Raw genomic sequence first — 25,228 nt, 5'->3', positions numbered from 1 at the left:
GAAAATTATACCAAGTTTATTATGTGAATATTAAGGTGATTCAGTATGGCAAAATTCACCAAAATTTTAGTTCCCCTTGATGGGTCAAAAAACTCTATGAGAGGATTAGATAGAGCAATTGAGATTGCTAATGCAAGTAATGCAGAGATTACCGGTTACTATGTATTTCATTTACCCTTTGCTGCAGGCATAAAATACACCAAAAAAATGAAGGATGATGCACAAGATAGGGCAGTAAAGGCTATTGGCCCGGCAATGAGAAAATGTGAAAATTCAGGTGCAAAATTCAAGTATCAAACTGGTGGTGGAGGAAACACTGGAGAATTAATTTCCAAGTTTGCTCAAAAGGGAAAATACGACATGATAGTAATTGGTGCCAGAGGACTAAGTGGAGTCAAAGAAAAATTCCTTGGTAGTGTGTCTAATCATGTCATGCATGAATCAAAGGTACCAGTTTTAGTAGTAAAGTAACCAGTAAGAATAATTGCAAAAAGATAAACGATTCATCATTATTATTTTGATAGTTGGAGTCGTAGCTCTAGCTGGTATAGTTGGTTTTATTGGTTCAGGAAACATACGACATGTACAAATTTTTTGGCAAGAGACAGTAAAGCAAACAGTTGCTTTTCAAGATACCGAAGAAGGTGTCAAAATGGTGGGAATAAAAGGAATCCAAGGAGAAAATCCAGATCTTATTTCCAGAACAAGTTTTGCATATTTGCTGACTGTAATCAACCAAGGCGATAAACATCATAGGTTATACATTGAAGGTCTTGAAATTCAAACAGATCTTTTGGCTCCAGGTGAAAATCAAACTTTGACGATATATCCCGTAGAAGAAGGAACATACAACTATTATGATAAGAGACAGTACCTTGAAAAATTAGGACAGATAAAAATTCTAACGGTTGTACCAAGTGATGGGTTTCAAGGAATTTGGAAGGATCTAATTTGACTAATTCTCAATGTTGATACTTGTACTGTATGTTTTAAATGATAATTCATGAATGTATTGTGTGAAGCAACGAAAGTATGCAGTGATTATATTGATAGTTGCCATGTTTGCAGTGCCAGGCATTCATGTCGTTTCAGCTGAGAAAATTCCAAACTGGGTAAAGCAGGCTGCTTTATGGTATGGAGAGGGAAAAACCACAGAAGATGATTTTCTCAATGCCATAAAATACCTAATAGAACATGAAATTATTGTAATTGAAGAAAAGAAATTAGAAAAAGCCGAAGTGACAAAGAAAACCAAAGTAGCAAATGTCATCATTCCAAATGGTAACTCAAAAATGGGTAATGCAGGATTGTTTATGCCCTTGAATTTGGAAGTAGAAGTGGGAACTACAGTGATATGGATAAATGATGATGTAGTAGGACATACAGTTCAAAGTCAAGATGCTTCAGGAAAGATCATAGGTCTCTTTAACAGTGATATGCTAAATACAGGAGACAGATTTGCCCACAAATTTGACAAGGAAGGAGTCTACAAGTACTTTTGCACCTTGCACCCATGGCGTGTGGGAATTGTAACTGTAAGATAATTTTTCATAGTTGCTATTATAAGACTCGGTTTAAAACAAATACTAGTTGATAACAAAAGTTCCCTTTAGCATCGATAAGAAATTAATTTTGTTGGTGCTCCTTGTCTCAGTTACTGCATTATTTGTAACGGCATTTCTGAGTTTTAATTATGCAGAACAAATTCTTATTGAAAGAATAGGGGAGCAATTAATTAGTGAATCCTCTATTCGAGGTGACGCTGTAGCTGATATCCTTGATACCAGAGTTAAGGAGATCAAAGTCTTATCAAGAGACAGGCTGATTCAGAATTTAGTTCAAGAGATCAATAATGATAATGCAAATTATAAGCAAAAAATTAAACAAAGTGAAGAGTTATTCCTTGGAGAGATTAAAGAATTCCAAAATATTGTAGGGTTTTCAATTGGTCTTGAGGATGTAAAAATTATTGGAAAGAATGGAATTGTGTATTTTTCAACTACAAAATTACCATCAGATGATTTTTCAAATGAAGAATCATTCCTCAATGGAAGAACTCAATCCTTTGTAGATTTTGAAGCAACATCAAATAATGATAAAAAAATGATTGTCTCTGTTCCAATCTACGTAGCAGGAACAACAAGTATTTCTGAACCCATAGGTGTTTTGGTTACAAAAATGCGCACTACACAAATTGATGAAATTTTACTTAACAGAGGTGGATTAGGCGTTACTGGTGAGACCTACCTAGTAAATGATGAGTACGTGATGCTTTCAGAATCAAGATTTATCGAGAATGCGATATTCAATCAAAAAGTTGAGACACTACCGGTAAAGGATTGTTTTGAAAATGGTAAAAATACAGTCGGACTTTACAAGGACTATCGTGGAGTAGACATTTACGGCTCATCTTATTGTGCAAAGGATTTAGGATTCGTATTACTTGCAGAAATTGACTCCGAAGAGGTAATAGAACCGATTTTAATTCTTCAAGACAGAATTTTCCTAACTGGAATAGTAATTACAGTGATAATGGCAGGTGTTGCTTTTGTCTTATCAAAAGGGATCTCAAGACCATTAAAGAAATTGCAAAATGCTGCAAATGAAATTGCAGAAGGTAATTTTGGAGTAAGGACCAACATAAAGACAAATGATGAGATTGGAAATCTCTCTGTTACATTTGATGCAATGGCAAAAAAACTTCAAGATTCCCTCTTGGAGATTAAAGATAAGGAAAGTGTAATCAGACAACAGGAAGACATTCTTTTACAATTTTCTGATTATAGCGAAAATTATTGTGTATGTATGGTAGACATAATGAATTCAACAAAAATAACTTCAAAGCTATCAGATGAAGATACAAGTGAATTTTACAGAATATTTCTAAATTCAACTGCAACAATTGTTAGGAATTTTGGTGGCATCGTTGTAAAAAATATTGGAGATGCATTGTTATTTTATTTCCCAAAACTTCCAAATGATAAGAAAAACGTATTCAAACAGACCATAGAATGCTGCTTATCTTTGGGAAAATCAAGTGATAAAATCAAAGAAGACATGAAAAATGCAGATCTGCCTACGTTTGACTATAGAATTAGTGCCACATTTGGTCCTGTACGAATTGCAAAGATATCAACATCCTCGGTTAATGACATTTTTGGTTCAACTGTTAATCGTTGTGCAAAAATAAACAGAGCAGCACCTGCAAATGGATTAATCGTTGGAGATGACTTTTATGATAATGCAAAATCCCTTGAAGAATATTCGTTTAAGAAAGTAAGTGGCGGTTTAATGGATGAAGAGTATGGGTTTATTGCATACATAGTTAGCGAGAAATAACTAAATTTTCTTGTTTGTAGTTATGCTATAAGCATCCTCTATGTTAGATACAAAAATTACTCCATCACCTCTTTCTCCAGTGTGTGCTATTTTAGAGATAAGAGCTATCGTAGAAGATACTTTGGTGTCATCCACTATGGTAATAATCACATCAACTGCATTAAATTCAATTCTGTGACCATGTTCTCCTCCTATCCAAGGACGCTCTCCAGACCCCTTTCCCAAGGATTGAATCAAGGTTACTCCATCAATGTTATTTCTGTGTAGTTCGTTAGCAACATTTTTTGCAACCTCGCTGCGAACAATGGCTTCAATCTTTTTCATAAGGAGTTTAGAGATTAATCTTCTTTAAAGTGAACATTTGATTATCGAATCTGATATTGATAATTATCAATACTAATAATCAGAACTAAAATCATGAGCATGATTTATGTAAAGAAAAAGTGAGATTTTCGATAATGAAGACGTTCTTGTTTATAATTTTAGTTTCCTCTTTTGCCGTAGTTAATCTAGTAAGCTTTGCATCAGCAGAAGAATATTTTGTTAGTATTCCTTTTGGTGCATATGATCCAACATTTGATACACCTGTAGATAATTGGTTTGAGCCACCAGTAGTTGCAATCAATGCTGGCGATACTGTAACTTGGATTAATGATGATAGAGAAGGCCATACTGTAACAAGTGGTCAAGGGACTGGAAGGTTTGGGTGGATGAGCGGAACAAAGTTTGGTGAGCCATCTGGAGTATTTGATAGTGGAAGATTTCTAAAAGATGAATCATGGTCTTTTACTTTTTTGAATACAGGATTATTCAATTATTATTGTACAATCCATCCTTGGATGGAAGGAGTTGTCTTTGTTGGAGAGTCTATTCCAAATTATCCTCATGATGCAAATGGTCAAAAGATTGACGAATTTCCTATAATTGGGTATACTCATGATGGTCTAGTAGAGCTTGATCTTACTTGGGAACCTGATGTAATTCTAACACATGAAAAAGTTGCCTTCATTTATCACACCTATGATCCAGCAACAAATTCTAATCTTGATAAGATGAAATATAATTTCATTTTACTTCAAAGTGACGTAGAGATATTTCGTGACGAGGGATTGACCTCAGTTGGAGGTGATTACAGAAATTATATTTTTGACAAGCCAGGTCCAATTGAGATAAGATTTGAAAACATAGAAAGTGCTGGAAGCTCAGGTATTGAAAGCGCTGCAAGGGGGCCAGCAGCTGATCTGTCCATGAGAACCATAGTTTTTACTGCTATGGTTTATGACAATACGCAAAAACAAGAGCATCATGAGATTGTTGTTCAGCCTGCAAAAAGAGTTGAATTGCAATATGAGATATTGATTTTAATAATTACCATTCCTGGTGCCTTGGCAATTATTGCAGTTCTATACATGATGTATGGAAAAGGAAAAAGATCATTTAGAAAGCCAGGTGCAGTCAAGATCTAGTCAAATGCCACCAAAAAAGAATGTCACATGGGAAGAAATTGAATCGTATTGCTCTGTACTAGAAAATTCAATCAAGAGTTTAGGAATTAGTTTTCAGAGTATTTCGACTATCAGCAGGGGAGGTTTGGTTCCAGCAAGATTACTTGCCGACAGACTAGGAATTAAAAAAATTCTTGTTGATAGAAATGTCATTCCAAAAGATTCCTTATTTGTTGATGATATCTATGATACAGGAAATACTTTTGAAAAGATTTCGCCAAAGGCTGAGAGTCTAGAGGATATGATTTATGCTACCATTTTTGCGAGAAGAGGAAAAAAACTTCCAAAGCAACTAGTTTATGCAAAGATGACAGATGGAGATGAGTACATTGTTTTTCCGTGGGACAGATTTGAGCACAGATAATTAATTTGTAATTTTTTCTAATATTTCCTTTGGCTGAAATGGTTTTGCTACATAATCTGTTGCGCCAGCATCCATACATTCTGAAATAATTTTTTCAGTTCCATTTGCAGTGACAATAATCACTTTAAGATTGGGGTTTTTTGGCATTAGCTCACGCAAAATTGTAATACCATCTTTTTTTGGCATGGCCAGATCTAAAAGCAAGACATCGGGTTTGAATTTGTTAAATTTGTCAATTGTATCTTGACCGTCTATTGCTTCTGCAACCAGCTCGTGTTTTCCCATAGCAATAACATCTCGGAGCAATACTCGAATTGATTCTGAATCATCAGCTACCATTACTTTGGCCAAGTGAGAATCATCACAATTCTATATTATTAACAAAATATTTGTCAGTTTCGAACAGGCTAGCAACCGATCAGTCTATTATGTCCACTTTTCAGGCTCTTTTTTCCAGATTCGTTTTCCATCAATTACTACCTGATCCTCTTCCTCAAACACTGTATGCCATTTTCCGTTGTGAGGAAAGATTTTGTTCATCTGCTCGACTTTGTCATTTGTAGGAGCTTTGTTGAGTAAAGCGCCCCATTTCATGTTGGGAATCTTTGGCATGATATCATTAATGTCTCGCATAGTATCACCTTTTTTCTAAACTGAAATTATACCGTTTGCAATCAAGAATTGTAGACCGTTTGCAAAATCTTCATCAGAAATTAGACCTTCTGACCACCAGCCCGCATTGTTTCTAACCCAATCAGGAATCACGGATTCTCCAGTTCCCTTACTTTGAGTTTGGGGGACCTTGATGATTTTTTCTTTGATCATGTATTCAATGCCTGATGCAAAATCAGAATCCCCAATTTGTCCATCAGCCCACCATCCAGCATTGTTTCTAACCCAGTTAGGAATGGACACTGCAGATGTTTTTGGGGCAGACATTCCAGTGCTAGGACCTACTTCAATTAGTCCAGAGCCAATTCCAGCATATTTTTGTTCAAAGTTTATTCCCAGACCTAACAGAGCAACATCAATTCTGTAGCTGTCCTGTTTTGGGAGCTTGATTTTTTGGATATCGATTCCCTCAGAGGCTACAATGCCATCAGCTTGTTGGAGATCAGTTCCTCCAGATGTTACAATTTTATTTTTAGAATCAATTACATAGTATGCATAACGAACATCCTTTAGGAGATTTCCTTTTTCATCAAAGAATGTAAACTCAAATGGAATTTCATCGTTGACTCCATATCGACTATCCCAAGAGATGTTAACGTTGGTTCCAGATTTAGCTCCAGAGTCTTGTTTGACTAGATAAAACTCAATTGAATTTTTTTGTACTTCACTTTGAGGGACTAGTTCAAATTTCATGATGTCGCTTTTTTGATTTGCAGGTCCTAATTCGTTGTTGATTCGTTCAAGTTCAGCGCCAGTTACAAGAAAATGAACAACGTTTGAATCTTCATAGGAATAGGGATCTAACAATAATACGCGATTATCGACTTCTACGCCATTGACAAATCCTTTGAATTGTTTGCCTTCTGAATAAGGAGCAAAACTCTTTGGAACTCTGATTTCCTCGTGAACGACTTGCACTAGGCTGACATATTCTGGATCCCAGTCAAATGGCATATCAAATGAAATGGAATCATCTTTGGTATCATATGAGAAATTATCAACGTGATCATAGTATGTTTTTACAATCACAGGTACTTCTTGTGCATATGCATTAATCATAAAGTCCTGCTCCTGTGCAACACTAACAAAGGTATCATAACTGAGAATCTGTGCTAGTTGTGTTTTTGGACTGGTTGCACCTTCAATGTCGACTCTAATGTTATACAATCCACCTTTATCAAAAATCGGTCCCTTTACGGTGGGTCTTCCTTCATTTTCTACAAACAGTGCTCCAGGTGCACTAACGTGTTGTGAACCAAAGTAAGATGTACATCTCCAAAGGTCATTTTCAGTGCATCCTAAAACTGGTTGAATCTTGATATTTAGAATTCCATCAAGATCATAAAACAGGTTTCGTGCTAACAGATCACCACTACGCCAGACTTCTACACGGTATGTGACTTTTTCAAATGTAGTATCAGTAAGGGTGTCAAAGAAACGAACTTTCATGTTAGCCTCATTGACTTCACCGACAGTAATATCTGAAGGACTAAGTTCAGTGCTAACTGTCACTTCCATTCCACCAAAGCTTATTGGTGGAGCCATGTCTCCTCCTAGTCCATGTGCAAATGCATTATCTACGATGTATGGAACTGCGATAATTGCAGCTAGTGCAATAAGCATTGGTAATTTTGATGACAACTAAAGTAAATAGTCAAAATTCCTTATTTAAGTATACGACGAATTTATCACTTTTAACACTGACATCATGGCAAATTATTATATCTGGTATAGAGTAAAATGACTTGTGAAAATTCTACTAGCAATTTTGTTTGCATCTTTTCTTATATCTCCAGCATTTGCACAATTAAACTCGCAGGTACTTCCAACCGATCAAGGAACGTTAAATGTTGATTTTTCAACTTCTCCTGCAAGTCCTAATCCAGGAGATATCACAAAGCTAAGCATTGATTTCCTAAATCCAACTACAAATACCGTTCAGGAGCATATTGATTACAGATTAACAGTTCTCAAAGATGGCGTTACCATGTTTGGGCCAATACCACTAACACATACTTCTACTGGTTCCGTAACAATCCCAGTGGAATTTGGACAAAAGGGAACTTATGACGCAGTGATCGAAGTTGAAGGAATTTTGTTTCAGCCAATTCCATTAGAGACTGTAACTTTTGCAGTTGCCGTTGGTGAAGAAGCATCACAATCTATGCCACCAATATCTGATGGAAAAGAAGGTGGAGGGTGTCTTATCGCTACTGCAGCATTTGGATCTGAGCTTGCACCACAGGTGCAACAGCTACGAGATATTAGAGATAATGTAGTATTATCTACTCATTCAGGTACTGCATTTATGACAGGATTCAACCAGTTGTACTATTCATTTTCACCAACAATAGCTGACTATGAGCGAGAAAATCCCATATTCAAAGAAACAGTAAAGCTTGCAATTACTCCAATGTTATCCACACTATCAATTTTGAATCATGTCGATGTTGATTCTGAAGAAGAGATGTTAGGTTATGGAATTGGTATCATTATGCTAAATGCTGGAATCTATATAGGCTTACCAACTTTTGCAGTTCTAAAAGTGTACCAATTTAGAAGAAAATAGCCGTCACTTGTAATAATCCTAGGAGAGGTTTTTATGTTACTGGAAGGGGTATTGAAGCAATGAAGACAATAGCTATTAGCTCAATCTTCGTTCTCTTTGCAATAATGGCTGGCGCAATAGTCCCATCAGCATTTGCTGACCATGCAACTGCTACAGTTGAAATGGGTATGGGTTCTAGTGTACCAGGTTGTGAAGAAACAAACGAATGTTACATTCCATATGAAGTAACCATCGATGTTGGTGGCGAAGTAACATGGGTAAATGATGACGCAGGTCACACAGTAACTGCTGGAGATCTAAATGAAGACAAGGATCTAGTTGGAGTTGATTATCCAAATGGATTTGACAGTGGCTTCTTTACAGCAGGCAATTCATTCTCTCACAAGTTTGAAGTTGCAGGTGATTACCCATACTTTTGTCAAGTACATCCATGGATGGTAGGCATTGTACACGTACAAGCCGAAGAAATGGAAGATGATCATCACGGTGATGATCACGGTGACGGAATGATGCACATGGAAGGAGATGCCTCAGCTATGGGAATGACCGCAAGCGGATATTCAGTAATGATCTGGGCTGACAAACCAGCAGCAGGTGCAGGACTAGAAATTTCTCTTGAGGTAAAAGATCCTAATGGTATGACAGTAGAACATCTAAACCATGATATCAAAGTAACACAAAATGGTGAAGTTGTACTCGATGATATGGGTGCACATCACCACGAAGGAACAGGTTCTCACACTACAGCAGCATTAAAAACTGCAGATCCAGTAGATGTTGAAATTACACTACAAGGACTTGGAGTAGGTGAGCTTAGTACAAGAACTGGCCCAATCGGTGAAAAAGTAGTATTTACAAAAGTTGTTCCAGAGTTTGGTGCAATTACAATGTTGATACTCAGTGTTGCCATAATCAGCATCATCGCAGTAACTGCAAAATCTAGAGTTATTCCAAGACTATAGGAATTTTCTCTTTCTTATTTTCTTTTTATCATTGCTACTACGGCTAGTACTACACCGGCAGCTCCAAGTGATAATCCAAATATTGCAAAGTCATATGCAGGTCCAACATTATCCAAGTTAGCTCCAGAGCCAGTTTTCAAAGAGTTAATTTCTTTTTGCAGAGATGATATTGCATTTTTCATTGATGTAATGTCTTGATTAGATGAACCAGTAGACGGTGGAAAGTCAAGAACAGCTGTAGTTTCCACATCCTCTACGGGAATTTCAACATCAATTGGTACGCCATTGATTTCTCCCTTTATGTCAATTAAGATGGAACCCGTCTTTGTTGGAATAACTGAAGAGTAGTAATGACCTGGTCTTGGATCAGAATTGATATCAAGAACTTTGGTTATGCCGCCAAACTTTGCAGTTGCCTCTAGATTTCTAAACGCATTGATTACACCAGATTTTACTCCTTCATTTGGGCCTGGCTCTGAAATCTCAAAGACAAAGTCATTTCTTATTCCTACTACTGGTGGTTCAATGCCCCATCCAACTTCAATTTCAAATTGTTCCACATGAACTGTAGTATGGGCAAAAGCAGGTGGAACTCCCATGCCTATAATTAGAATTGCAAATAGCAAAACAAGATGATTCATACTTTAATTTGATGTTTAATCGATTTTAAGATTTCCCGTATCTTGGTACAAATATCGAAGATCATGTAAATTGTTTAAATTAGCAGCAGCCAATTGAATAATAAATGAACAAGTTTTTGATGATTCTCTTACTAATTTCAGTAACTAGTCTTCCACTAGCATATGCTCATCCATTCACAGAGGAAACAAATCCGGCAAGATTTTCTAATGTTGCGGCAGGAACATCTGAAGTCATTGTTTACTATTCAGAAGGAGTAGAGCTAAACTTTAGCGTACTAAAAGTGTTAGACAGTAATGGAAATCAAATAGATAACAAGGATACAAAGTATTTTGAGGGAGATTATTCATTAATTGTTACAACTCCTCCCCTTGAGGATGGCACATACACGGTAACCAGTAAAGTTCTATCAAAGGTTGATGGACATCTTGTTTCTGATGCCATAATCTTTGGAGTAGGTGATGTAGTTATTGACGAGTCAGCAGGTGCACCGTCACCAGCTGAATTAATTTTCTTTCCCGAAGCAGGTGCTAGGTTTCCAGGATTAGTTGGGCAAACAATTGTCTTAGGAGCTGCAATAGCATCAATGTTTGTGTGGGGAACACAAAGAAAAGATTTGATTAAAGACGACATGAACAAAGTACAAGAGTTTTTTCATGGGAAATTTTTATCAGTTACGGGTTTTGGTCTTGCCATAGTTTTTGCATCAAACATTTTGATGTTAATTGTCCAGTCGCTAAGGCTTGAGGCTTCAGCATTTGATGTATTGGAGACATCATTTGGTTTTACATGGATGATTAGAATGGGCATCACAGTTATCCTACTTGGAATTTGGTTTGCAATGGATAGGATGGGAGCGCTTTCTTTCAAAAAGCAGATACCGCTTTTGATAATGTCCTTGGCACTGATTGCAACTACGACAATGCTTGGACATGGAATGGCAAGTGAGCAGATGCCTGCTGTTGTTTTAGACTATGTACACAATTTGGTTTCAGCCGCATGGATTGGAGGAATAATCTTCTTTGTCTTTGTTCTGCTTCCAACTTTTGCAAGATTAGAGGAAACGAAACGAGAGATAATGTCAGTTCTTGCCATACCAAGATTCTCAATAATGATTGTAATTTCAGTTGGAATAGTGATTATTTCAGGTCCCACCTTGCTGTGGTTACTTGAGAGCAACATTGGAATCATTACAGAATCAACCTATGGTAAGCTAATCATGGCAAAGATACTGCTTGCAGCAGCCATGATTGCCATGGGTGGTTATTACCAATTTGGAGTAATGAAGGATGCAGAGTCTAAGATTAAATCAAAAACTGTCAAGGTTCACAAAAAACTAAGCAAGTATCTAAAGGCAGAAGCTGTCTTAGGCATTGCACTTTTAGGAGTTGTTGCTTTACTTACCAATGGAACTCTACCTGCAGGTGAAATTCAAACTGTTTCTGCAGAGAAGATTAATTTTGGTTTAATCTTATCAGAGTTTTCTGATACGATAAGATTTGATGTGGAGATTTTGCCATTTGTTACAGGCTCCAATACAATATGGGTCACAATATCAGATGTTTCAGGAAAAGCTGTTGCTGATCTTGATGAAGTAAAGATCAAAGTGTCCAATCCCCACCGTGGAGTGTCACCAATTGAGATTCCTACAAAAAAGATTAGTGAAAATAATTCTGGAGAAAAATTCAGAGGAGACATCACGTTTGGATTCTCAGGCACTTGGCAGGTTGAGATTGAAGCAAAACGTACTGAAAGTGCTAACGAAAGTGTAATCATGAGTCTATTTGTGAAACCAAGATTAGCTGATCTCAAAGCAGATATCATAGAATATCAATTTCCAGAGCCAGGGGCTCCGTTGTATCCAGTGTTTGATGGGATAGGAAACATTTGGATTAGTGATTCATCAGCGCCAAGAGTTTGGAAGTTTGCAATAGAAACTCAGGAGTTTGAAAAGTTTGAATTTGATGGCAAGTCATCAATTACATTAGCAGTGGATAACGATGGAAAGATTTGGTTTACAGACATTCCGGGAAGTCAAATTGGTTTTATTGAACCAAAATCACAACAAGTAACACTAGTTGAGCTGCCAAAATTAAAACCACTTACACAGGATTCATTTCCAATTTCTTTGGCTGCAGATTTGGATAATGACATTTGGATATCAATTGTAAACAAGAATGTCTTGTTACGATATGATCAGGAAACAAAAAACTTTGAAGAGTTTATCCTTCCGACAGCAGACTCTGCACCCTTTGCTCTAGTATCGGATTCCAAGGGAAAGATGTGGTTCTCACAGCAGGTTTCAGGTCAGATAGGATACATCATTCCAGAGACTGGTGAGATTAGAGAGATAAAGCCAAGAACACCTCTCTCTACGCCTGAAACATTGACATTTGATGCACAAGGAAACATCTGGATTGCAGAACACCAGGCTGGAGGTTTTATTACAAAGTTTAACCCAGAACTAGAGACGTTTTCAAAATATTCGGTTCCAGATGTCGATGCATTTCCAAATGGTGTCGTATTTGATAGATATCAAAACGCTTGGTTTGCAGAACATACAGTAGACAAGCTAGGAGTGTTTAATCCAGATACCAAACAATTCATCGAGATTCCCATTCCAACAACAGAGTCTTGGGTACAGTTTACTACATCTGATAATAACCAAGACATCTGGTTTGTAGAACAAAAGCCATACAAGCTTGGAAAAGTAGAGTTGACTGAGCTGCCAAACACCAGTACAGTACGAATTGATGAATCAGAATTTTCATTAAGATATTCTGAAATTGCTTCACCACTAATCGCGATGGGAGTAATTGCAACATCACTCTTCTTTGTAAAAAATGTATACGATAAGAGAAGAATAAACTCACTTGTTGATTCAGAATAAACGTTTCAACCTTCGACTAATTACTAGAATTGGCAACAAAGATGCTAACAAAACTAATCCTGCAAAAGCTCCAAACTCTGGAACGACAACGACTCCAAATTCTGTTTCATATCCAGTGTTTCTAATGTTTTCAAATCGAATTATGGTTGGACCTGTCTGGTCTTCTGAGAATGTATAGTCTTCAAATGCACCTCCAACAGCTGCATTTCCGCTGTTTCTATGAATTTCGTTTCCATTTTGAATAATTACAAAATCATATGTTGATTGTCTCATTGGCTCACCAGTTCTTCCATCACGTATGGTAAACACAAATTTTGTTTTTTGATCGGGGCTTATCTCAGGAGGATCCCAGGATAGATCAACTTGCAGCTCTTCATTTTTTGTCATTGCTATCATAGGGAATGCAGACTTTTCACTTTTCGTTAAGGAAAAGATCATCTTGTCAGGAATCTCTTGCTTGTTTTTTTGCATTTCATTTTTTACGTATTTCAAATGATCCCCAAGTAAGACAAAATGAACAATTCTCTCATCCTCCTCTGTATAGTCATCAATGGTAATTGATGATTTGAATAGCTCAACATCGTTTACTTTACCGACATAGCTGGGACTCCAAAATTCGACAAAATCCTTTGGAAAGTGAACTTCTTCATGAACTACAGGAATGTGTGAGATGGCACTATCACTCCAGTCAAAGGGCATCTCAAACTCTACTAGGTCGTTTTCAGGCTCGTATCTGAATTCAGTGATGCTATCAAAGTATGATTTCATCCTAAAATTTACGTCATTACCGTTACTGTCCTTTTGTGGATGAGTACTTACTTCTATGACACTAACATCTGCAGAATAGGTCTTTTCATTTTCAATGATATTTGTTGGCTCATCAATTGTTCTAATCTCAATCTCAAATTGGTATAATCCTCCTGACTCGAATACTGGACCGCTAATGGTGACAGGCTGTGAGTCTGTACCATGCCATGCACCCAAAAGAGAATCCTGGTTTCCAGTAATTTTGATATTTTCATCATCTGTAGGATTTAGAATTATAGTTGACACACCATTTGGTGCAAAGAAATAATTTCGAAAAATCATTTCATCGTCATGAAATAGTCCTACGAGAAACGTAACATTTTGAGCAGGTTCCTTACTTTTTTGATCGATTGCAGTGATTGTTAGTTGTGCATCTTTCTCAGGATCAAAATCAGTTGGCATTTCTATAGTAATTGATAATTTCTTGTCAGCAATTGTCACATCAGAGATTGTATCTAGTCCAAATCCATGACCAAACACTTGTGGTACTAGTGGAAAAAGTACTATTGACACTGCTAAAAGAGTAATGAATTGATTCAAGCTATCGCCTCTGGAATAGCTCTTTTACCTTTTGTATTAAATCATTCAGATTGTCTGTCTCAAGAAGCGGTTGTAATTCGTTGGGACTTGCAGCACCCAATGCGGCAAGTGAGTATACATAATCAATTGTCGGTATTTCAGATATCAAACTGTATTTTACCAAAATTTGATCAAGATCAAACGGGTTTAGAACACGTGGCAGTGCTTGCAAGATGATCTTTTCTTTCCACAACTCCACTAGTTCCTTCCACTGATCAAGCTTTATCGTTTCAGTTATCTCTGGAATCATTTGGATCTCAGCGCGGATGTAGAGTTTTTCATTGATTCCAATTTTTTCATGTAATTGTCCCATTCTCTCTAATCCTTCTTCGGAGTTTGGATCATAGTCATATGGTAGTGATACTGCAGGCTCGATTATCTTTCTAATCTTGAACTTGCCCCTTCCTACTGTCTCTATGGAAAGATGTCTTCCTGCAATGTCAATGTCTTGGCATTTTGTGATCTTTGCTATGGTTCCAATGCTATGTGGTGCCTGCCATCCCTGAATTTTTGCAGAGTCATCAATCAAGCATACGCCAAATTGACCATCGCCTAGCATGCAGTCATCTACTAGCTGCTTGTATCGCGGCTCAAAAATTCTAAGCGGTAATTCCTGACCAGGAAATAGTACTAGATCTAATGGAAATATCGGAATAGTCTTGATGCTCAATACTCACATTATCAATTCATTGGATATATGACTGTCAGTTTTAGGAGCCAGGATACCCCATGGCACACAGTGGCAGTGAAGACGCCCAGAGATTAAAGAGGTTATCCATGTTGTTAAAGTCTAAATTCTTCTTAAATGCATCAAGGCTGCAATCAATTGAGACATCTTTTAGATCAGACTCTGCAATGTCTCCACCTGAATAGTGAACGGCAATTATCTTTGGCCAGAGCGGCACCTCATCAGGGTTGAGCTGTCCTCCTGAATCATTTTCTTCAAACTCATTGAATAGCGCTATAGCCACTGCATCAATGTCTAGTTCTGCACCATTGAACATCTCATCATTATAGATCAAGCCGTTTAGTACATCCGCCAACACCAAGGAATCAACGCTTTGATTCAGCTCAAGATTATCTAGAATATTTTTTATTGTATCAGGTTTGATTTGATTGTTAATGTCAACTTTTTCCAAGATCACTCCAAGTGTAACAGGATCAATTTTTTCATAGCTAAGTAGGATCTCCTCTAATGAAGAAAAGATTGCCTCAGAGTCGATGTTTTCATTATTAGATAGATTTTGTAATATTGCGTCAATTTTTTCAGTATTGATGACATTTTGAGAATCAAGATTATCAAAGATTTCCTCAAATGCCTCTGCATCAATTTCAATACCAAAATCACGTTTTTCAATGATACGTGATAACGTCTGAGAGTCAATGTTACCAAATCCATTTGTTACTCCCCGTACTATTGATACCAGAGTTTGGTCATCTGTGTCATAATGTAAGGCAGTATTTTCAAGAATCTGATACAGTATATCTGAATCAAGATTATGGTTTGATTGTATTTGGTTTAAGATTCGAAGCAAGGCATCAACATCAATTGAGGTTGAAGGTCCTTCTACCATCGATATTGAATTTGAAAAGAGATTAGTCATGTAGACCTGATTTGTAAATGGGTTTACGGCAATTCCTCTAGGAGCAATATCTGTCTGAATTACATTGGATATCTTATTTGTTTGACCATCAATGACTGAAATTGTGCCAGTATTCTCATTTGCAACAAATATGGAATCTGTCAGTGGATTTACAGCAATTCCCCATATGCCTGAGCCAACTACAATAGAATTCTCAATTTTATTGAGGTTTCCATCGATTATGGTAACTTTATCGGAATCCCATCCGGTAACGTAAACTTTGTTTGTAAATGAGTTTACATCAACTCCCCATGGTCCCGTGTTAACCGTTATTTCTTGAATTTTTGTATTTGTATTTCCATCAATGACTGTCATAGTATTGGACAAACTGTTTGCAACATATACAATGTTGGTATTAGTATTGACTGTAATTCCCCATGAACCACTACCAACTGGAATTGTTTTTACAACTTGATTTGTACTTGCATCAATTACCGAGACAGTGTTTGAGAAGAGGTTTGTTGTGTAAACAAAGTTTGTGTTAGGATTAATCGTAATTGCCCACGGGCCACTTTGTACTGGAATGGTTGCCACAACATTGTTTGTTAGGCCATCAATTACTGATACAGAATCGGTAAATCTTTGTGTTACATAGACTAGATTGTTGTATGGGTTTACCGCTACTCTTGCGGCTCCTCCTGTAAGTAGTCCTCCATCTAATTCAACTGTATCTTGAACAGTGTTTGTTTGCCCATCAATTACTGAAATTGTATCTGAAACATAATTTGCAACATAAACTGTATTTGTGTAATGGTTGATTCCAAGACCACGCGGTCCTTCACCAACATTTACTCCAGCATTCTCACCAGATGCATCCATGAATACAAAGTAAGAACCAGAAATTGTTGCAGTGATTCCAGCGATAACTAAAAGAATTACAGTTCTTTCAGAAAAGCCACTAGTATTACTGGCCAAAAACTTTCCTCCAGTGCACGCTGGAAGAAAGTTTTACAGTGATTAGAAATTCTAAGACACAATAATGTGTCAATTCCATACTGCCTTCTCGATAAATAGAGTACCCCTCCATCATGCCCAATTGCCCTGAACGGGCTTATTCTATAAAATATCAGGCATATTTACCAAGTTTTTAGATCCAATTTGGCACATACAAAGGATTCAAGGGTCCTTTTGGTATTGATTATCTCTGTCTTAGAACTTTGTTTAGAACCAATGGTACTGCAGAACGATCAAATGGTTTTACAACATAATCCCTTGCCCCAAGACGCATAGCATCCTGGACAATGTCTTTTTGTTCAACAGAGGTCACCATGACTATTTTTGCTGCTGGATTTATCTTCATTATTGCACGCAAAGCTTGAATGCCGTCTGCTCTTGGCATGTTTACATCCATTGTAACAAGATCAGGTTTGTGTTGTTGGTATGCTTTGACACCTTCAACTCCATCACCTGCTTCTAAGATCTCCCCTGCCAAACCGTTCTTTTTTACAATATCTTTGAGTAATGTTCGCATAAATGATGCGTCATCAACTATGAGAAACTTAGGAGCACGGCTACTCATGGTACAATCCTCGCATTACTTTTGTTCCTGAATTAAAGTAATATCCCTGAGTATGTCCAGAGCGAACATACATTTTGAAAAAATTCATAAACGAATTTTTTGGAATTTTTGAAAACATAGTCAAGTTCAAGATAAATCCTCCTTTGCTTTGGTGTAAATTCGCTCCCTTGGATATAATGGAAGAAATAGACTAGTACCGATGGTCCCTAGCATAGATTCATCCATTCCTAAAATCAAATGCCCATCTTGTTTCAATGATTTATGGAATTTTTTGAATAATAATTCTTGAGCGTCGCGACTATAGTAGATTAGTAAATTTCTACACATAATAAGATCCATTGAATCAATGTCAACGGAACTTACATCCCCTACAATAAAATCAACATTTTGTTTTATAACATCTCTTACTTGGTAGAGTTCATCATCTAATTTTTGAAAGTATTTAGGAAATAGTTCAGTCGGAATGTTACTAAGACTTTTTGGATCATATTTTCCAGTCTCTGCAATACTAATTGAGACCCTATTCATATCAGTAGAGGTAATTTTGAAATGAATTTTTTTGGCTCCAATTGCTTCATTGAGCATTATTGCAAGGCTGTATGGTTCTTGACCTGTTGCACATCCTGCACTCCAAACTCGAATGGTTTCGTTGACACCAATTTTTTGAATCATTGATGGAAGAATGTTTGCGCGAAAAGTTTCCCATACGTTTGGATCTCTGAAGCATTTTGTTACATTGATTGATAAGGAGTTGTATAGGTTAAGTGGCTCTAGAGGATCCTCATCTAACAGTCTGGCATATTCTGAGCCTTCTCTAACTCCCTTGAGCTGCATTCTTGCATTAATTCTCCTTGATATGAAGGGTATTTTGAAATCAGAGAGATCAATGCCCACATTATCCTTCATGATATTCCTGATCAGAGAGATCTCTTTTTCAGAAAAAGTGACATTAGCTAACATGATTTTTCCTCCTTTAAGGCATCCTCTACAAGTGAATCAAGCTCAGAGTTTTGGCCTCCAATAAAATATTCTTCCTCGTGTTTTTCTACAGAATTTTTAGAATTTTGGTGTTTTAGTAATTCCCGTATATGAAGAATATCCTGCAAGATCATCATGTGAATTTTTATTCCGCTTTCTTCTCCCACAAACTCTGCATCGGTAATCACTACAGTATCAATTTGGTTTGCGATGTTTTTTGCACAGACGCTCACCAATGATGGAAGTTCTCCTTTTGCAAAATCAGGTGTGGATAACTCTACTCTAAATCCTGTGCAACTTGACATTGCATTAAAAAATGAGCCAGTCATGATGTTTGCCACCTCTTGTATTGCAGACGTACTTAGGTCATCTAGCTCATCGATTGGCTGATCAAGGAGTTTTGCGGCAATTTTTTTTGCATGTTTTATCTTGATTGTATAACAAATTTCAATGTGTGTGTCGCCCTTTCCGTTGAGGCTAATTCCGCACATCTTTATCTCATCACCAGGAATTTTAGTCTCTTTTATGTTACAAATTCCATCATCAAGTATCTTCACTTTGTGAAAAATTGATTCTGAAAATAAGGTGGATAATGCAGAAGAGGTCTTTGCTGTGATGTATTCATTGAATGTATTTTCTAGTTTTGTAATTTCATCTGGCTCTAGTTTTGTTAACTGCGTCAAGAAAAAGCTCCTATACTAATAATGCTGGATCTAAAATTAGTGCAACACGTCCATCAGGCAATATGGTAGCATTAGTAAATGAATCAGAAGAACTAGAAGTATCAGTTAAGCGCTTTACAACTATCTCTTGCTTTTTATCAAAGGAGTCAACTACCAAGCCGTATGGCTTTCCATTTTTGTTTATTATAACAACAGTAAGAGTTTCTTTAGTCGTGTTTTCATCATTTTGAATTCCTAATAATGTTGCAACGTTAACCAATGGTACCACATCATCTCGTAGCTGGAAGACATTCATTCCATGAACGCTTTGAATTTTCTCACGTGGAATTTTGACAGTGGTTGTAATGCTAGATAGTGGTAGAACATATTTTTGATTTGAGACATTTACAAGTAATCCTCCCATTATTGATACGCTCAGTGGAATGGTGAGTGTCATGCATGTGCCCTTTCCCTCCTCTGTCGTAATTTTCACACTGCCTCCAACCTCTTCTACCTGCCTAATCACAACATCCATGCCAACGCCCCTGCCTGAGATATCGGTGACTTCTTTTGCAGTTGATAGTCCAGGTGTTCCTAGTAACGCAATTGCCTCCTCCTTACTCATGGATTTTGCATCTTTAGCAGAAATCAGACCATTCTCTATGGCCTTATTTTTGAGACGCTCAAGATTAATTCCTCTACCGTCATCTTGTATCTTAATCTCAATCTGATCACCTACTCTGGATGCAGTCAATGAGATAGTCCCGGAAGGGGGTTTGCCAGCTGCGGTTCTTTCAGATGGGGTTTCAAGTCCGTGATCGACGCAGTTTCGAAGTATGTGCAATAGTGGATCAGTAATTGAATCCAAAATTGTTCTATCAAGCTCAATGCCTCCACTTTTCATGTCTAGCTCAATTTCTTTGCCTAGAGATTTTGAGGTGTCACGGACAAGTCTAGTAAAACGACTAAAGATTTGATCAATTGGTACTAATCTAATCTTCATCGATTGATATTGTAAATCAGTGATGAGCCTATCAAGCTCCATCATTATCTGTCGCGATTCTTCTGAGTGATTTTGGTTTACAATTTTCTCCATACGCATTTTTGATATGACTAGTTCACCAACTAGATTTACCAGCGAATCAAGATCTGACATTTTGACACGAATTGTAGGGGATTTGCTTGATACAGAATCTGTTGATGCTATGTTTTGTGCAGAGTCAGGATTTTCAAGCATGTTAAGATATGGAGCAAGATCTGCCTTTTTGTTCTCATCAGAGATGAATTGTTGAAGCAAATCAACACATTTGAAGAGTGCACTAGCAAGATTTTGAGTGAGTTTTGATTTTCCTTTTCTAATATTATCAAAAATATTTTCAATGTTTTTGCATAGTTCACGAGTTTGATCATACCCCATAGTAGCTGCCATTCCTTTGATAGTATGCGCTGAGCGAAAAATTAGATCTAAATGCTCTCTAACGTTAGGTTCTTCTTCAAGCTTTAGCAAGGCATCATTGATAATTTCCACATGCTCTAGTGCTTCAGATACATACATTTCACGATAGTTATTTTCTGACAAGTTTTTCCACTCCTTGACAAATTGCGTTAGGTATTTTTTCAGTAGAGAGTGATTGATCAACTGCATTAAGATCAGCTGCTGCTTTGGGCATTCCATAGACTACAGCAGAAGTACTATTTTGTGCGATAGTGTTTCCCCCACGTTTCTTTATCGCCTTCATCCCAAAACCTCCATCGTGTCCCATTCCTGTCAGTAAGACTCCAAGGGTGTTTGTACCAAATACTTCAGATGCTGAGACCATAGTCATATTCACCGAAGGTCGAACGCCAAACCTCTTTGGTCCCGTGATGAGCTTTACTCTCCTGCTTGGTTCAACAATCATGTGATAGTCGCCAGGTGCAACCAAAACTACTCCATTTCTAATCAAGTCATCATCTTTTGCTTCATATACAGATAGAGAGGAGCAATCATCCAGTCGCTTTGCAAATTGAGTAGTGAATCCCTTGGGCATGTGTTGAACAACAAGAATTCCTGCATTGATATCCTCAGGCAGTGCACTGATGATTGATTGGACTACTTTTGGACCTCCCGTAGAAGAGCCAATTACTATAACCCTTTCAGCAGCGTCTGCAGTGATAATTGCTTTTTGTTTTGGTTTGAGTTTAGTAATATTTTGAGAGATTAATTGAATTGGATCAGACTTTGAAGCAATCTCTATCTTAGAGATCAAAGAAGATTTTAGCTCATTCATGTTTAGTGATGGGGTTTGTGGAATGGGAACAAAATCCAGTGCCCCGTTTTCAAGTGCATCTAAAACTACCTTTGCTCCATCCTGTGAAAAACTGCTAACAATGATTATTGGAACCAATTTGTTTTGCTTAACAACTTCTTCGATGAAGGTAAGACCATCCATTTTTGGCATTTCCAAATCTAATAAGATTACATCTGGTTTGGATGAATCAAGTCTTCGTAGTGCTTCTGCGCCATCTTTGGAAGTATTTGTAACTTTAATTTTTTCATGAGATATTAAATCAATAAGAAGTTGCGTCATGTATCGTGAATCATTGACAACCCATACGTTGATCTGGTTTTCAACAGACTTTGTCATCATGATATCATTATCCCCCAAGTTGGTAATCCATAGGATTTGTTCAATAGATAGAATCTAGTATGCAGTTCTACGTGAACGCCTAACATCAATTATCTTTTGAATATTTTGATATATTGTCAAGTATGTTCGCCGTGATCATACATTTTAAAAAAATTCTTAATGTATAGAATGTTTTGGGAAATGTCTAGGAACGCAATGTGCCAGAAAAGATTTTTTCTGATTCTTGGTCAACTCGTGTCTGAAAATCAGCGGTTGTATCAGCTTCTTCATTACGGATAATTTCAGCAGGAGGTGTTCCACTGGCATCTTCCTCAAAAACAGATTTTAACTCATCTGGTATATCGTCAGCGATCTCTTCAGTTTTAGTTTCATTTTGAATGATTTCCTTTTTTACTTCGAGTTTTGGCTCTTTAGGCTCACTTTTTGGTATTTCTACATCAGCCGCATCCCGAATTAGAGGTATAACGTCAATTAATACGAGTAATTTCTGATTGGTTTTTGCAATTCCTTTCACATAGTTATACGAATCAAATGCTCCTGGGGGTGGTGCACCTATATCATTTGATGAAATTCTTAGAACTTGATCTACGTCATCAACAAGCAGTCCATAAAGCGAATCATGCACATCAGCTACCAAAATTCTTTGTTTGGATGATGATAAGATTTCAGTTGTTCCAAAGCCTAGTTTATTTTTTACATCAATAACTGGAATTATCAAACCACGTAAATTCATTATTCCTCTTACATAGGATTTGGCCTTTGGAATCTTTGTGATTTCTTCTAAGGTACGAATTTCTTTTACTTGTTCAATTGGAATTGCATAATCTTCTTTTTTATTATTAGTGCTATTGATTAGAGAAAATGTTACTACTTGAATGGAATCAGTAGTGATTTGCTGGGTCAATTCTCATCGTCTCCTAATGTATCACTTGCAAGTTGATCAAATTCACTTTTTGTGTTTGTCTTGTCTTTTTTCTTTGAGAAGAGTTTTGTCATCAAACCATTTTTAGTCTCAATAATTTGCTCTTGAGGAGCAAGATTTTGTGATTTTTCTAACTCGTGAATTGGTAAGTCAGATGGGGATTCCTCAAAATTACCAGACAGCTTGAATTTACTTACTTTATTTTCTAGCTCTTCTGCTAGTGTGGCTGTACTCTGACTAGAGTGTGATATCTCTGCAGTGGCAGTAGTTTGCTGATCAACAGCAGCGGAAGCCTGATCTGTGGCAGATGCATTCTCTTCAGCAACTGCAGCAACTTCTGCTACCTTATTTCCAATCTCTACAAGTGCCTTTAGTGACATATCAACTACTTCCCTTCCTTCCTCAATTTCTTGAGCACTGGAATCAATTCCTTTAACAGTATGCTGTATTTGTTCTTGAATTTCTCTAATTAGGTTATCAATCTCTTCTGAGGATTTTGCAGATCCTTCTGCTAGTCTTCTTACTTCATCTGCGACTACTGCAAATCCACGTCCAGACTCACCTGCTCTGGCAGCTTCAATTGCTGCATTTAATGCAAGAAGGTTGGTTTTCTCTGCAATGTCACGAATTGTTTCTACGACTGTAGTAATTTTTGCACTCTTATCAGCCAGACTTTTTACTTTTTCAGAAGATTGATTTGTTAGTTCTATAATTCTTGACATTTTATCTGCTGCAGAAGAACCATCTGCTGAATTTGTATTTCTAACATTCTCTACAATTGCTTTAGCGCTTGCTAATTCAAGTGCTTGTGTTTGTGAACCACTTGCAATTTGCTGTACAGTAGCTGCGACTTCTTCAACACTGGAATTTAGCTCCTCAGTGGCAGCAGCAGATTCTCTAGAATCAGAAGCAACCTTGATTGCAGTTTCACGTACGTCTGTAACAAGATTTCTCAAGTTCTCAGACATTGAGTGTAAAGCATTTGTTAATTCACCAAGCTCATCTTTGGATTTTGATTGTGAAATCATTACTGTAAGATCTCCTTCACTAATCTTTTTGACAGCATTAGCAGCTTCTATGATTGGATTAGTCAGTTTTCTAGCAAACAAAAATGAGTATCCATTTACTCCTACTGCAATTGATGCAAGACTAATTTGTATAATTATTACACTTTGAATTGTCTGCTCAATTTGAATTTGAGTGATTGCACCGTCATGTAGTTGCTGTCCCAAGTTTATGAATTGAGAAATTGCAAAACCGCTTGCCAATAGTGCAGCGGTAAGTAAAATACAGTTTATGATGAATAGTTTCTTTTTAACACTAAACTTGGTACTTCCTTTAGCCAACGTAATTTTAGATTTTTTTTCGTGCCAATAACCCTAGAGATGTTTGCATTGAACAAACATTTTGAAAAAAATTATTAATTTACTACTTTAAGCCATCTCTTGAATAATTAAAGAATGCCAGCCTGTTGAATATCCCTCAAATCCAGGAGAGATGGCATGACCCATACAGAATGTTTTACCATCAATTTTTTTAGTGATAAAATTTTTTTTCATCTTAAAGACTTCGTCTAATCCATCAAATTGTATTCGATCTTCAAGAATTTTATTTTGAGTATCAGCAAAAACTATTCCTTCCTTATTGACTATACACACACGTGTACGTGGTTTATCATCTTCATTGATTGTCGTATCATTGACAATTTTTTGAGCCAATCCTGTCCAGTTAAAGACAGTTCCCAGCACTCCAATGAATGGTTGATTGGTATCTCCATTTGAGTGAACTTTACAAGAGAAAGTAATAATATTTTGATTATTTATTGGAGGCGAGTTATGAACAGATTCAAAGCCAAATTCATCACCATTTTTAGTCTTTATTGCATTTTTGAACCATGGTCTTTCAGAAATATTTCGTCCCTTTAGATTAAACTGTGGATTGCCATTTGCGATAATGTTTCCATCTGCATCTGCTAGAATTAAGTCATGATAAATTGAATAATACTTTAAAATTGTATTTAGACGTCCTGATACAAAATTTATTGCTTCAGGAGTTTTATCAGTTAGTGCATTAACTACACTTTTTTCTGTAGCCCACCACCTAACATCGGCTGTTCGCTCATAGAGATTTCTATCAATTAGATCAATGTTTGTTAATGCAAGATTTGCAAGTCTATTGCCTCGTACACTAGCTGCTTGAGTTGTAAGAATTTCTTCAAGCTCTACAATATTTGTTTGACTGTTGTTATTCATTTTTTTTGTGATTCTTGCAGTTTCATTTGATAGCTCACCCATGTGTTCTGCTACAACACCAAATCCTTTTCCTGCATCACCAGCACTGCTTGCTTCAATTGCTGCATTAAGTGCCAAAATGTGTGTCTCTTCATTAATGTCTTGAATTTTTTTAATAGCATTATCCATCTCGCTTGACATTGTGTTTACAAGCTTGGATATGCTTTCCAAAGTAACATTCTTAGAGTTTTCATATACTGATTTTTGCACAATTTTTCAACTCTAAATTAAGTAATTTGCTTGTGTGCGTTTATGAT

General features: G+C 36.8%; 26 protein-coding genes. 9 read left to right on the top strand and 17 right to left on the bottom strand.

Features of this window, described 5'->3' with window-relative positions; genetic code table 11:
- The first annotated feature begins 45 nt into the window (after window positions 1–45).
- The 4 genes from C6988_RS05560 to C6988_RS05545 all read left to right on the top strand — a co-directional run bounded on the left by C6988_RS05560 (window position 46) and on the right by C6988_RS05545 (window position 3,339).
- A complete protein-coding gene (locus C6988_RS05560) occupies window positions 46–471 on the top strand; it encodes a universal stress protein (RefSeq protein ID WP_182134066.1) in 426 nt (141 codons plus the stop codon).
- Between the two features lie 13 nt (window positions 472–484).
- Window positions 485–955 carry a cupredoxin domain-containing protein gene (locus C6988_RS05555; RefSeq protein ID WP_182134065.1) on the top strand — a complete coding sequence of 157 codons (471 nt, stop codon included), beginning with the start codon at window positions 485–487 and terminating at the stop codon, window positions 953–955.
- Between the two features lie 61 nt (window positions 956–1,016).
- Window positions 1,017–1,544, top strand: coding sequence for a cupredoxin domain-containing protein (locus tag C6988_RS05550; RefSeq protein ID WP_255464277.1), 528 nt, complete (start codon window positions 1,017–1,019; stop codon window positions 1,542–1,544).
- Window positions 1,545–1,590: 46 nt separating this feature from the next.
- A complete protein-coding gene (locus C6988_RS05545) occupies window positions 1,591–3,339 on the top strand; it encodes a cache domain-containing protein (protein ID WP_255464276.1) in 1,749 nt (582 codons plus the stop codon).
- Here the strand turns inward: C6988_RS05545 and C6988_RS05540 are convergent, their stop codons facing one another.
- Window positions 3,340–3,663, bottom strand: a complete 324-nt coding sequence (locus C6988_RS05540) for a P-II family nitrogen regulator (protein WP_182134063.1) — start codon at window positions 3,661–3,663, stop codon at window positions 3,340–3,342.
- Window positions 3,664–3,797: 134 nt separating this feature from the next.
- Between C6988_RS05540 and C6988_RS05535 the strand changes: the two genes are divergently transcribed.
- Window positions 3,798–4,805 (top strand): cupredoxin domain-containing protein, encoded by a 1,008-nt coding sequence (locus C6988_RS05535; RefSeq protein ID WP_182134062.1) that lies wholly within the window; start codon window positions 3,798–3,800, stop codon window positions 4,803–4,805.
- 4 nt (window positions 4,806–4,809) lie between these two features.
- Window positions 4,810–5,208 carry a phosphoribosyltransferase gene (locus C6988_RS05530; RefSeq protein ID WP_182134061.1) on the top strand — a complete coding sequence of 133 codons (399 nt, stop codon included), beginning with the start codon at window positions 4,810–4,812 and terminating at the stop codon, window positions 5,206–5,208.
- Here C6988_RS05530 and C6988_RS05525 read toward each other — a convergent pair whose 3' ends face one another.
- The 3 genes from C6988_RS05525 to C6988_RS05515 form a co-directional block, all read right to left on the bottom strand.
- The gene (locus C6988_RS05525; RefSeq protein WP_182134060.1) at window positions 5,209–5,559 is read right to left on the bottom strand and encodes a response regulator; all 351 of its coding nucleotides are present in this window, start codon (window positions 5,557–5,559) and stop codon (window positions 5,209–5,211) included.
- A 75-nt stretch (window positions 5,560–5,634) separates the two neighbouring features.
- On the bottom strand, window positions 5,635–5,841 hold the full coding sequence (locus C6988_RS05520; RefSeq protein ID WP_182134059.1) for a hypothetical protein: 207 nt from the start codon (window positions 5,839–5,841) through the stop codon (window positions 5,635–5,637).
- 15 nt (window positions 5,842–5,856) lie between these two features.
- Window positions 5,857–7,521, bottom strand: coding sequence for a peptidase (locus C6988_RS05515; RefSeq protein WP_255464275.1), 1,665 nt, complete (start codon window positions 7,519–7,521; stop codon window positions 5,857–5,859).
- Between the two features lie 106 nt (window positions 7,522–7,627).
- On the opposite strand from C6988_RS05515, the gene C6988_RS05510 reads away from it, so the two are divergent.
- Both C6988_RS05510 and C6988_RS05505 read left to right on the top strand, forming a co-directional pair.
- On the top strand, window positions 7,628–8,449 hold the full coding sequence (locus C6988_RS05510; protein WP_182134058.1) for a CFI-box-CTERM domain-containing protein: 822 nt from the start codon (window positions 7,628–7,630) through the stop codon (window positions 8,447–8,449).
- A gap of 59 nt (window positions 8,450–8,508) precedes the next feature.
- Window positions 8,509–9,411, top strand: a complete 903-nt coding sequence (locus C6988_RS05505; protein WP_182134057.1) for a PEFG-CTERM sorting domain-containing protein — start codon at window positions 8,509–8,511, stop codon at window positions 9,409–9,411.
- A gap of 14 nt (window positions 9,412–9,425) precedes the next feature.
- Here the strand turns inward: C6988_RS05505 and C6988_RS05500 are convergent, their stop codons facing one another.
- On the bottom strand, window positions 9,426–10,052 hold the full coding sequence (locus tag C6988_RS05500) for a hypothetical protein (RefSeq protein WP_182134056.1): 627 nt from the start codon (window positions 10,050–10,052) through the stop codon (window positions 9,426–9,428).
- Window positions 10,053–10,156: 104 nt separating this feature from the next.
- Between C6988_RS05500 and C6988_RS05495 the strand changes: the two genes are divergently transcribed.
- Window positions 10,157–12,940, top strand: a complete 2,784-nt coding sequence (locus C6988_RS05495; protein ID WP_182134055.1) for a copper resistance CopC/CopD family protein — start codon at window positions 10,157–10,159, stop codon at window positions 12,938–12,940.
- Here the strand turns inward: C6988_RS05495 and C6988_RS05490 are convergent.
- The 12 genes from C6988_RS05490 to C6988_RS05440 form a co-directional block, all read right to left on the bottom strand.
- On the bottom strand, window positions 12,932–14,287 hold the full coding sequence (locus C6988_RS05490; protein ID WP_182134054.1) for a peptidase: 1,356 nt from the start codon (window positions 14,285–14,287) through the stop codon (window positions 12,932–12,934). The two genes, C6988_RS05495 and C6988_RS05490, sit on opposite strands and share 9 nt — an antisense overlap.
- A 1-nt stretch (window position 14,288) precedes the next feature.
- Window positions 14,289–14,996 carry an LON peptidase substrate-binding domain-containing protein gene (locus C6988_RS05485; protein WP_182134053.1) on the bottom strand — a complete coding sequence of 236 codons (708 nt, stop codon included), beginning with the start codon at window positions 14,994–14,996 and terminating at the stop codon, window positions 14,289–14,291.
- 40 nt (window positions 14,997–15,036) lie between these two features.
- Window positions 15,037–16,884 carry a YncE family protein gene (locus C6988_RS05480; protein ID WP_182134052.1) on the bottom strand — a complete coding sequence of 616 codons (1,848 nt, stop codon included), beginning with the start codon at window positions 16,882–16,884 and terminating at the stop codon, window positions 15,037–15,039.
- Between the two features lie 223 nt (window positions 16,885–17,107).
- A complete protein-coding gene (locus C6988_RS05475; protein WP_182134051.1) occupies window positions 17,108–17,488 on the bottom strand; it encodes a response regulator in 381 nt (126 codons plus the stop codon).
- Window positions 17,481–17,612 carry a hypothetical protein gene (locus C6988_RS11180; protein WP_255464273.1) on the bottom strand — a complete coding sequence of 44 codons (132 nt, stop codon included), beginning with the start codon at window positions 17,610–17,612 and terminating at the stop codon, window positions 17,481–17,483. The genes C6988_RS05475 and C6988_RS11180 overlap by 8 nt, the downstream gene beginning before the upstream one ends.
- Window positions 17,613–17,614: 2 nt before the next feature.
- Entirely contained in the window at window positions 17,615–18,448 is an 834-nt protein-coding gene (locus C6988_RS05470; protein WP_182134050.1) for a CheR family methyltransferase, read from the bottom strand.
- A complete protein-coding gene (locus C6988_RS05465; RefSeq protein ID WP_182134049.1) occupies window positions 18,442–19,149 on the bottom strand; it encodes a chemotaxis protein CheC in 708 nt (235 codons plus the stop codon). Before C6988_RS05465 ends, C6988_RS05470 begins: the two co-directional genes overlap by 7 nt.
- Window positions 19,150–19,159: 10 nt before the next feature.
- Complete coding sequence (locus C6988_RS05460; protein ID WP_182134048.1) at window positions 19,160–20,707, bottom strand: chemotaxis protein CheA; 1,548 nt, start codon at window positions 20,705–20,707, stop codon at window positions 19,160–19,162.
- Window positions 20,694–21,776, bottom strand: coding sequence for a chemotaxis-specific protein-glutamate methyltransferase CheB (cheB, locus tag C6988_RS05455; protein ID WP_255464271.1), 1,083 nt, complete (start codon window positions 21,774–21,776; stop codon window positions 20,694–20,696). Before cheB ends, C6988_RS05460 begins: the two co-directional genes overlap by 14 nt.
- A 166-nt stretch (window positions 21,777–21,942) precedes the next feature.
- Window positions 21,943–22,662: a chemotaxis protein CheW gene (locus C6988_RS05450; protein WP_182134046.1), complete on the bottom strand. Its 720-nt coding sequence runs from the start codon at window positions 22,660–22,662 to the stop codon at window positions 21,943–21,945.
- The gene (locus tag C6988_RS05445; RefSeq protein WP_182134045.1) at window positions 22,659–24,026 is read right to left on the bottom strand and encodes a methyl-accepting chemotaxis protein; all 1,368 of its coding nucleotides are present in this window, start codon (window positions 24,024–24,026) and stop codon (window positions 22,659–22,661) included. The genes C6988_RS05450 and C6988_RS05445 overlap by 4 nt, the downstream gene beginning before the upstream one ends.
- Window positions 24,027–24,113: 87 nt before the next feature.
- Window positions 24,114–25,181 carry a cache domain-containing protein gene (locus C6988_RS05440; protein ID WP_182134044.1) on the bottom strand — a complete coding sequence of 356 codons (1,068 nt, stop codon included), beginning with the start codon at window positions 25,179–25,181 and terminating at the stop codon, window positions 24,114–24,116.
- Between the last annotated feature and the right edge of the window lie 47 nt (window positions 25,182–25,228).

This window comes from Nitrosopumilus sp. b1 (assembly GCF_014078545.1).
Lineage (GTDB): Archaea > Thermoproteota > Nitrososphaeria > Nitrososphaerales > Nitrosopumilaceae > PXYB01.
Note: the sequence above shows the minus strand (reverse complement) of the source record. Positions and strands in the feature narration are given on the sequence as shown.

Bases quoted from the DNA above. Each gene is read 5' to 3' on its own strand.
- C6988_RS05560 (WP_182134066.1), top strand. From the start codon at position 46: ATGGCAAAATTCACCAAAATTTTAGTTCCCCTTGATGGGTCAAAAAAC.
- C6988_RS05495 (WP_182134055.1), top strand. From the start codon at position 10,157: ATGAACAAGTTTTTGATGATTCTCTTACTAATTTCAGTAACTAGTCTT.
- C6988_RS05520 (WP_182134059.1), bottom strand. From the start codon at position 5,841: ATGCGAGACATTAATGATATCATGCCAAAGATTCCCAACATGAAATGG.
- C6988_RS05505 (WP_182134057.1), top strand. From the start codon at position 8,509: ATGAAGACAATAGCTATTAGCTCAATCTTCGTTCTCTTTGCAATAATG.
- C6988_RS05475 (WP_182134051.1), bottom strand. From the start codon at position 17,488: ATGAGTAGCCGTGCTCCTAAGTTTCTCATAGTTGATGACGCATCATTT.
- C6988_RS05500 (WP_182134056.1), bottom strand. From the start codon at position 10,052: ATGAATCATCTTGTTTTGCTATTTGCAATTCTAATTATAGGCATGGGA.
- C6988_RS05470 (WP_182134050.1), bottom strand. From the start codon at position 18,448: ATGTTAGCTAATGTCACTTTTTCTGAAAAAGAGATCTCTCTGATCAGG.
- C6988_RS05530 (WP_182134061.1), top strand. From the start codon at position 4,810: ATGCCACCAAAAAAGAATGTCACATGGGAAGAAATTGAATCGTATTGC.
- C6988_RS05540 (WP_182134063.1), bottom strand. From the start codon at position 3,663: ATGAAAAAGATTGAAGCCATTGTTCGCAGCGAGGTTGCAAAAAATGTT.
- C6988_RS05535 (WP_182134062.1), top strand. From the start codon at position 3,798: ATGAAGACGTTCTTGTTTATAATTTTAGTTTCCTCTTTTGCCGTAGTT.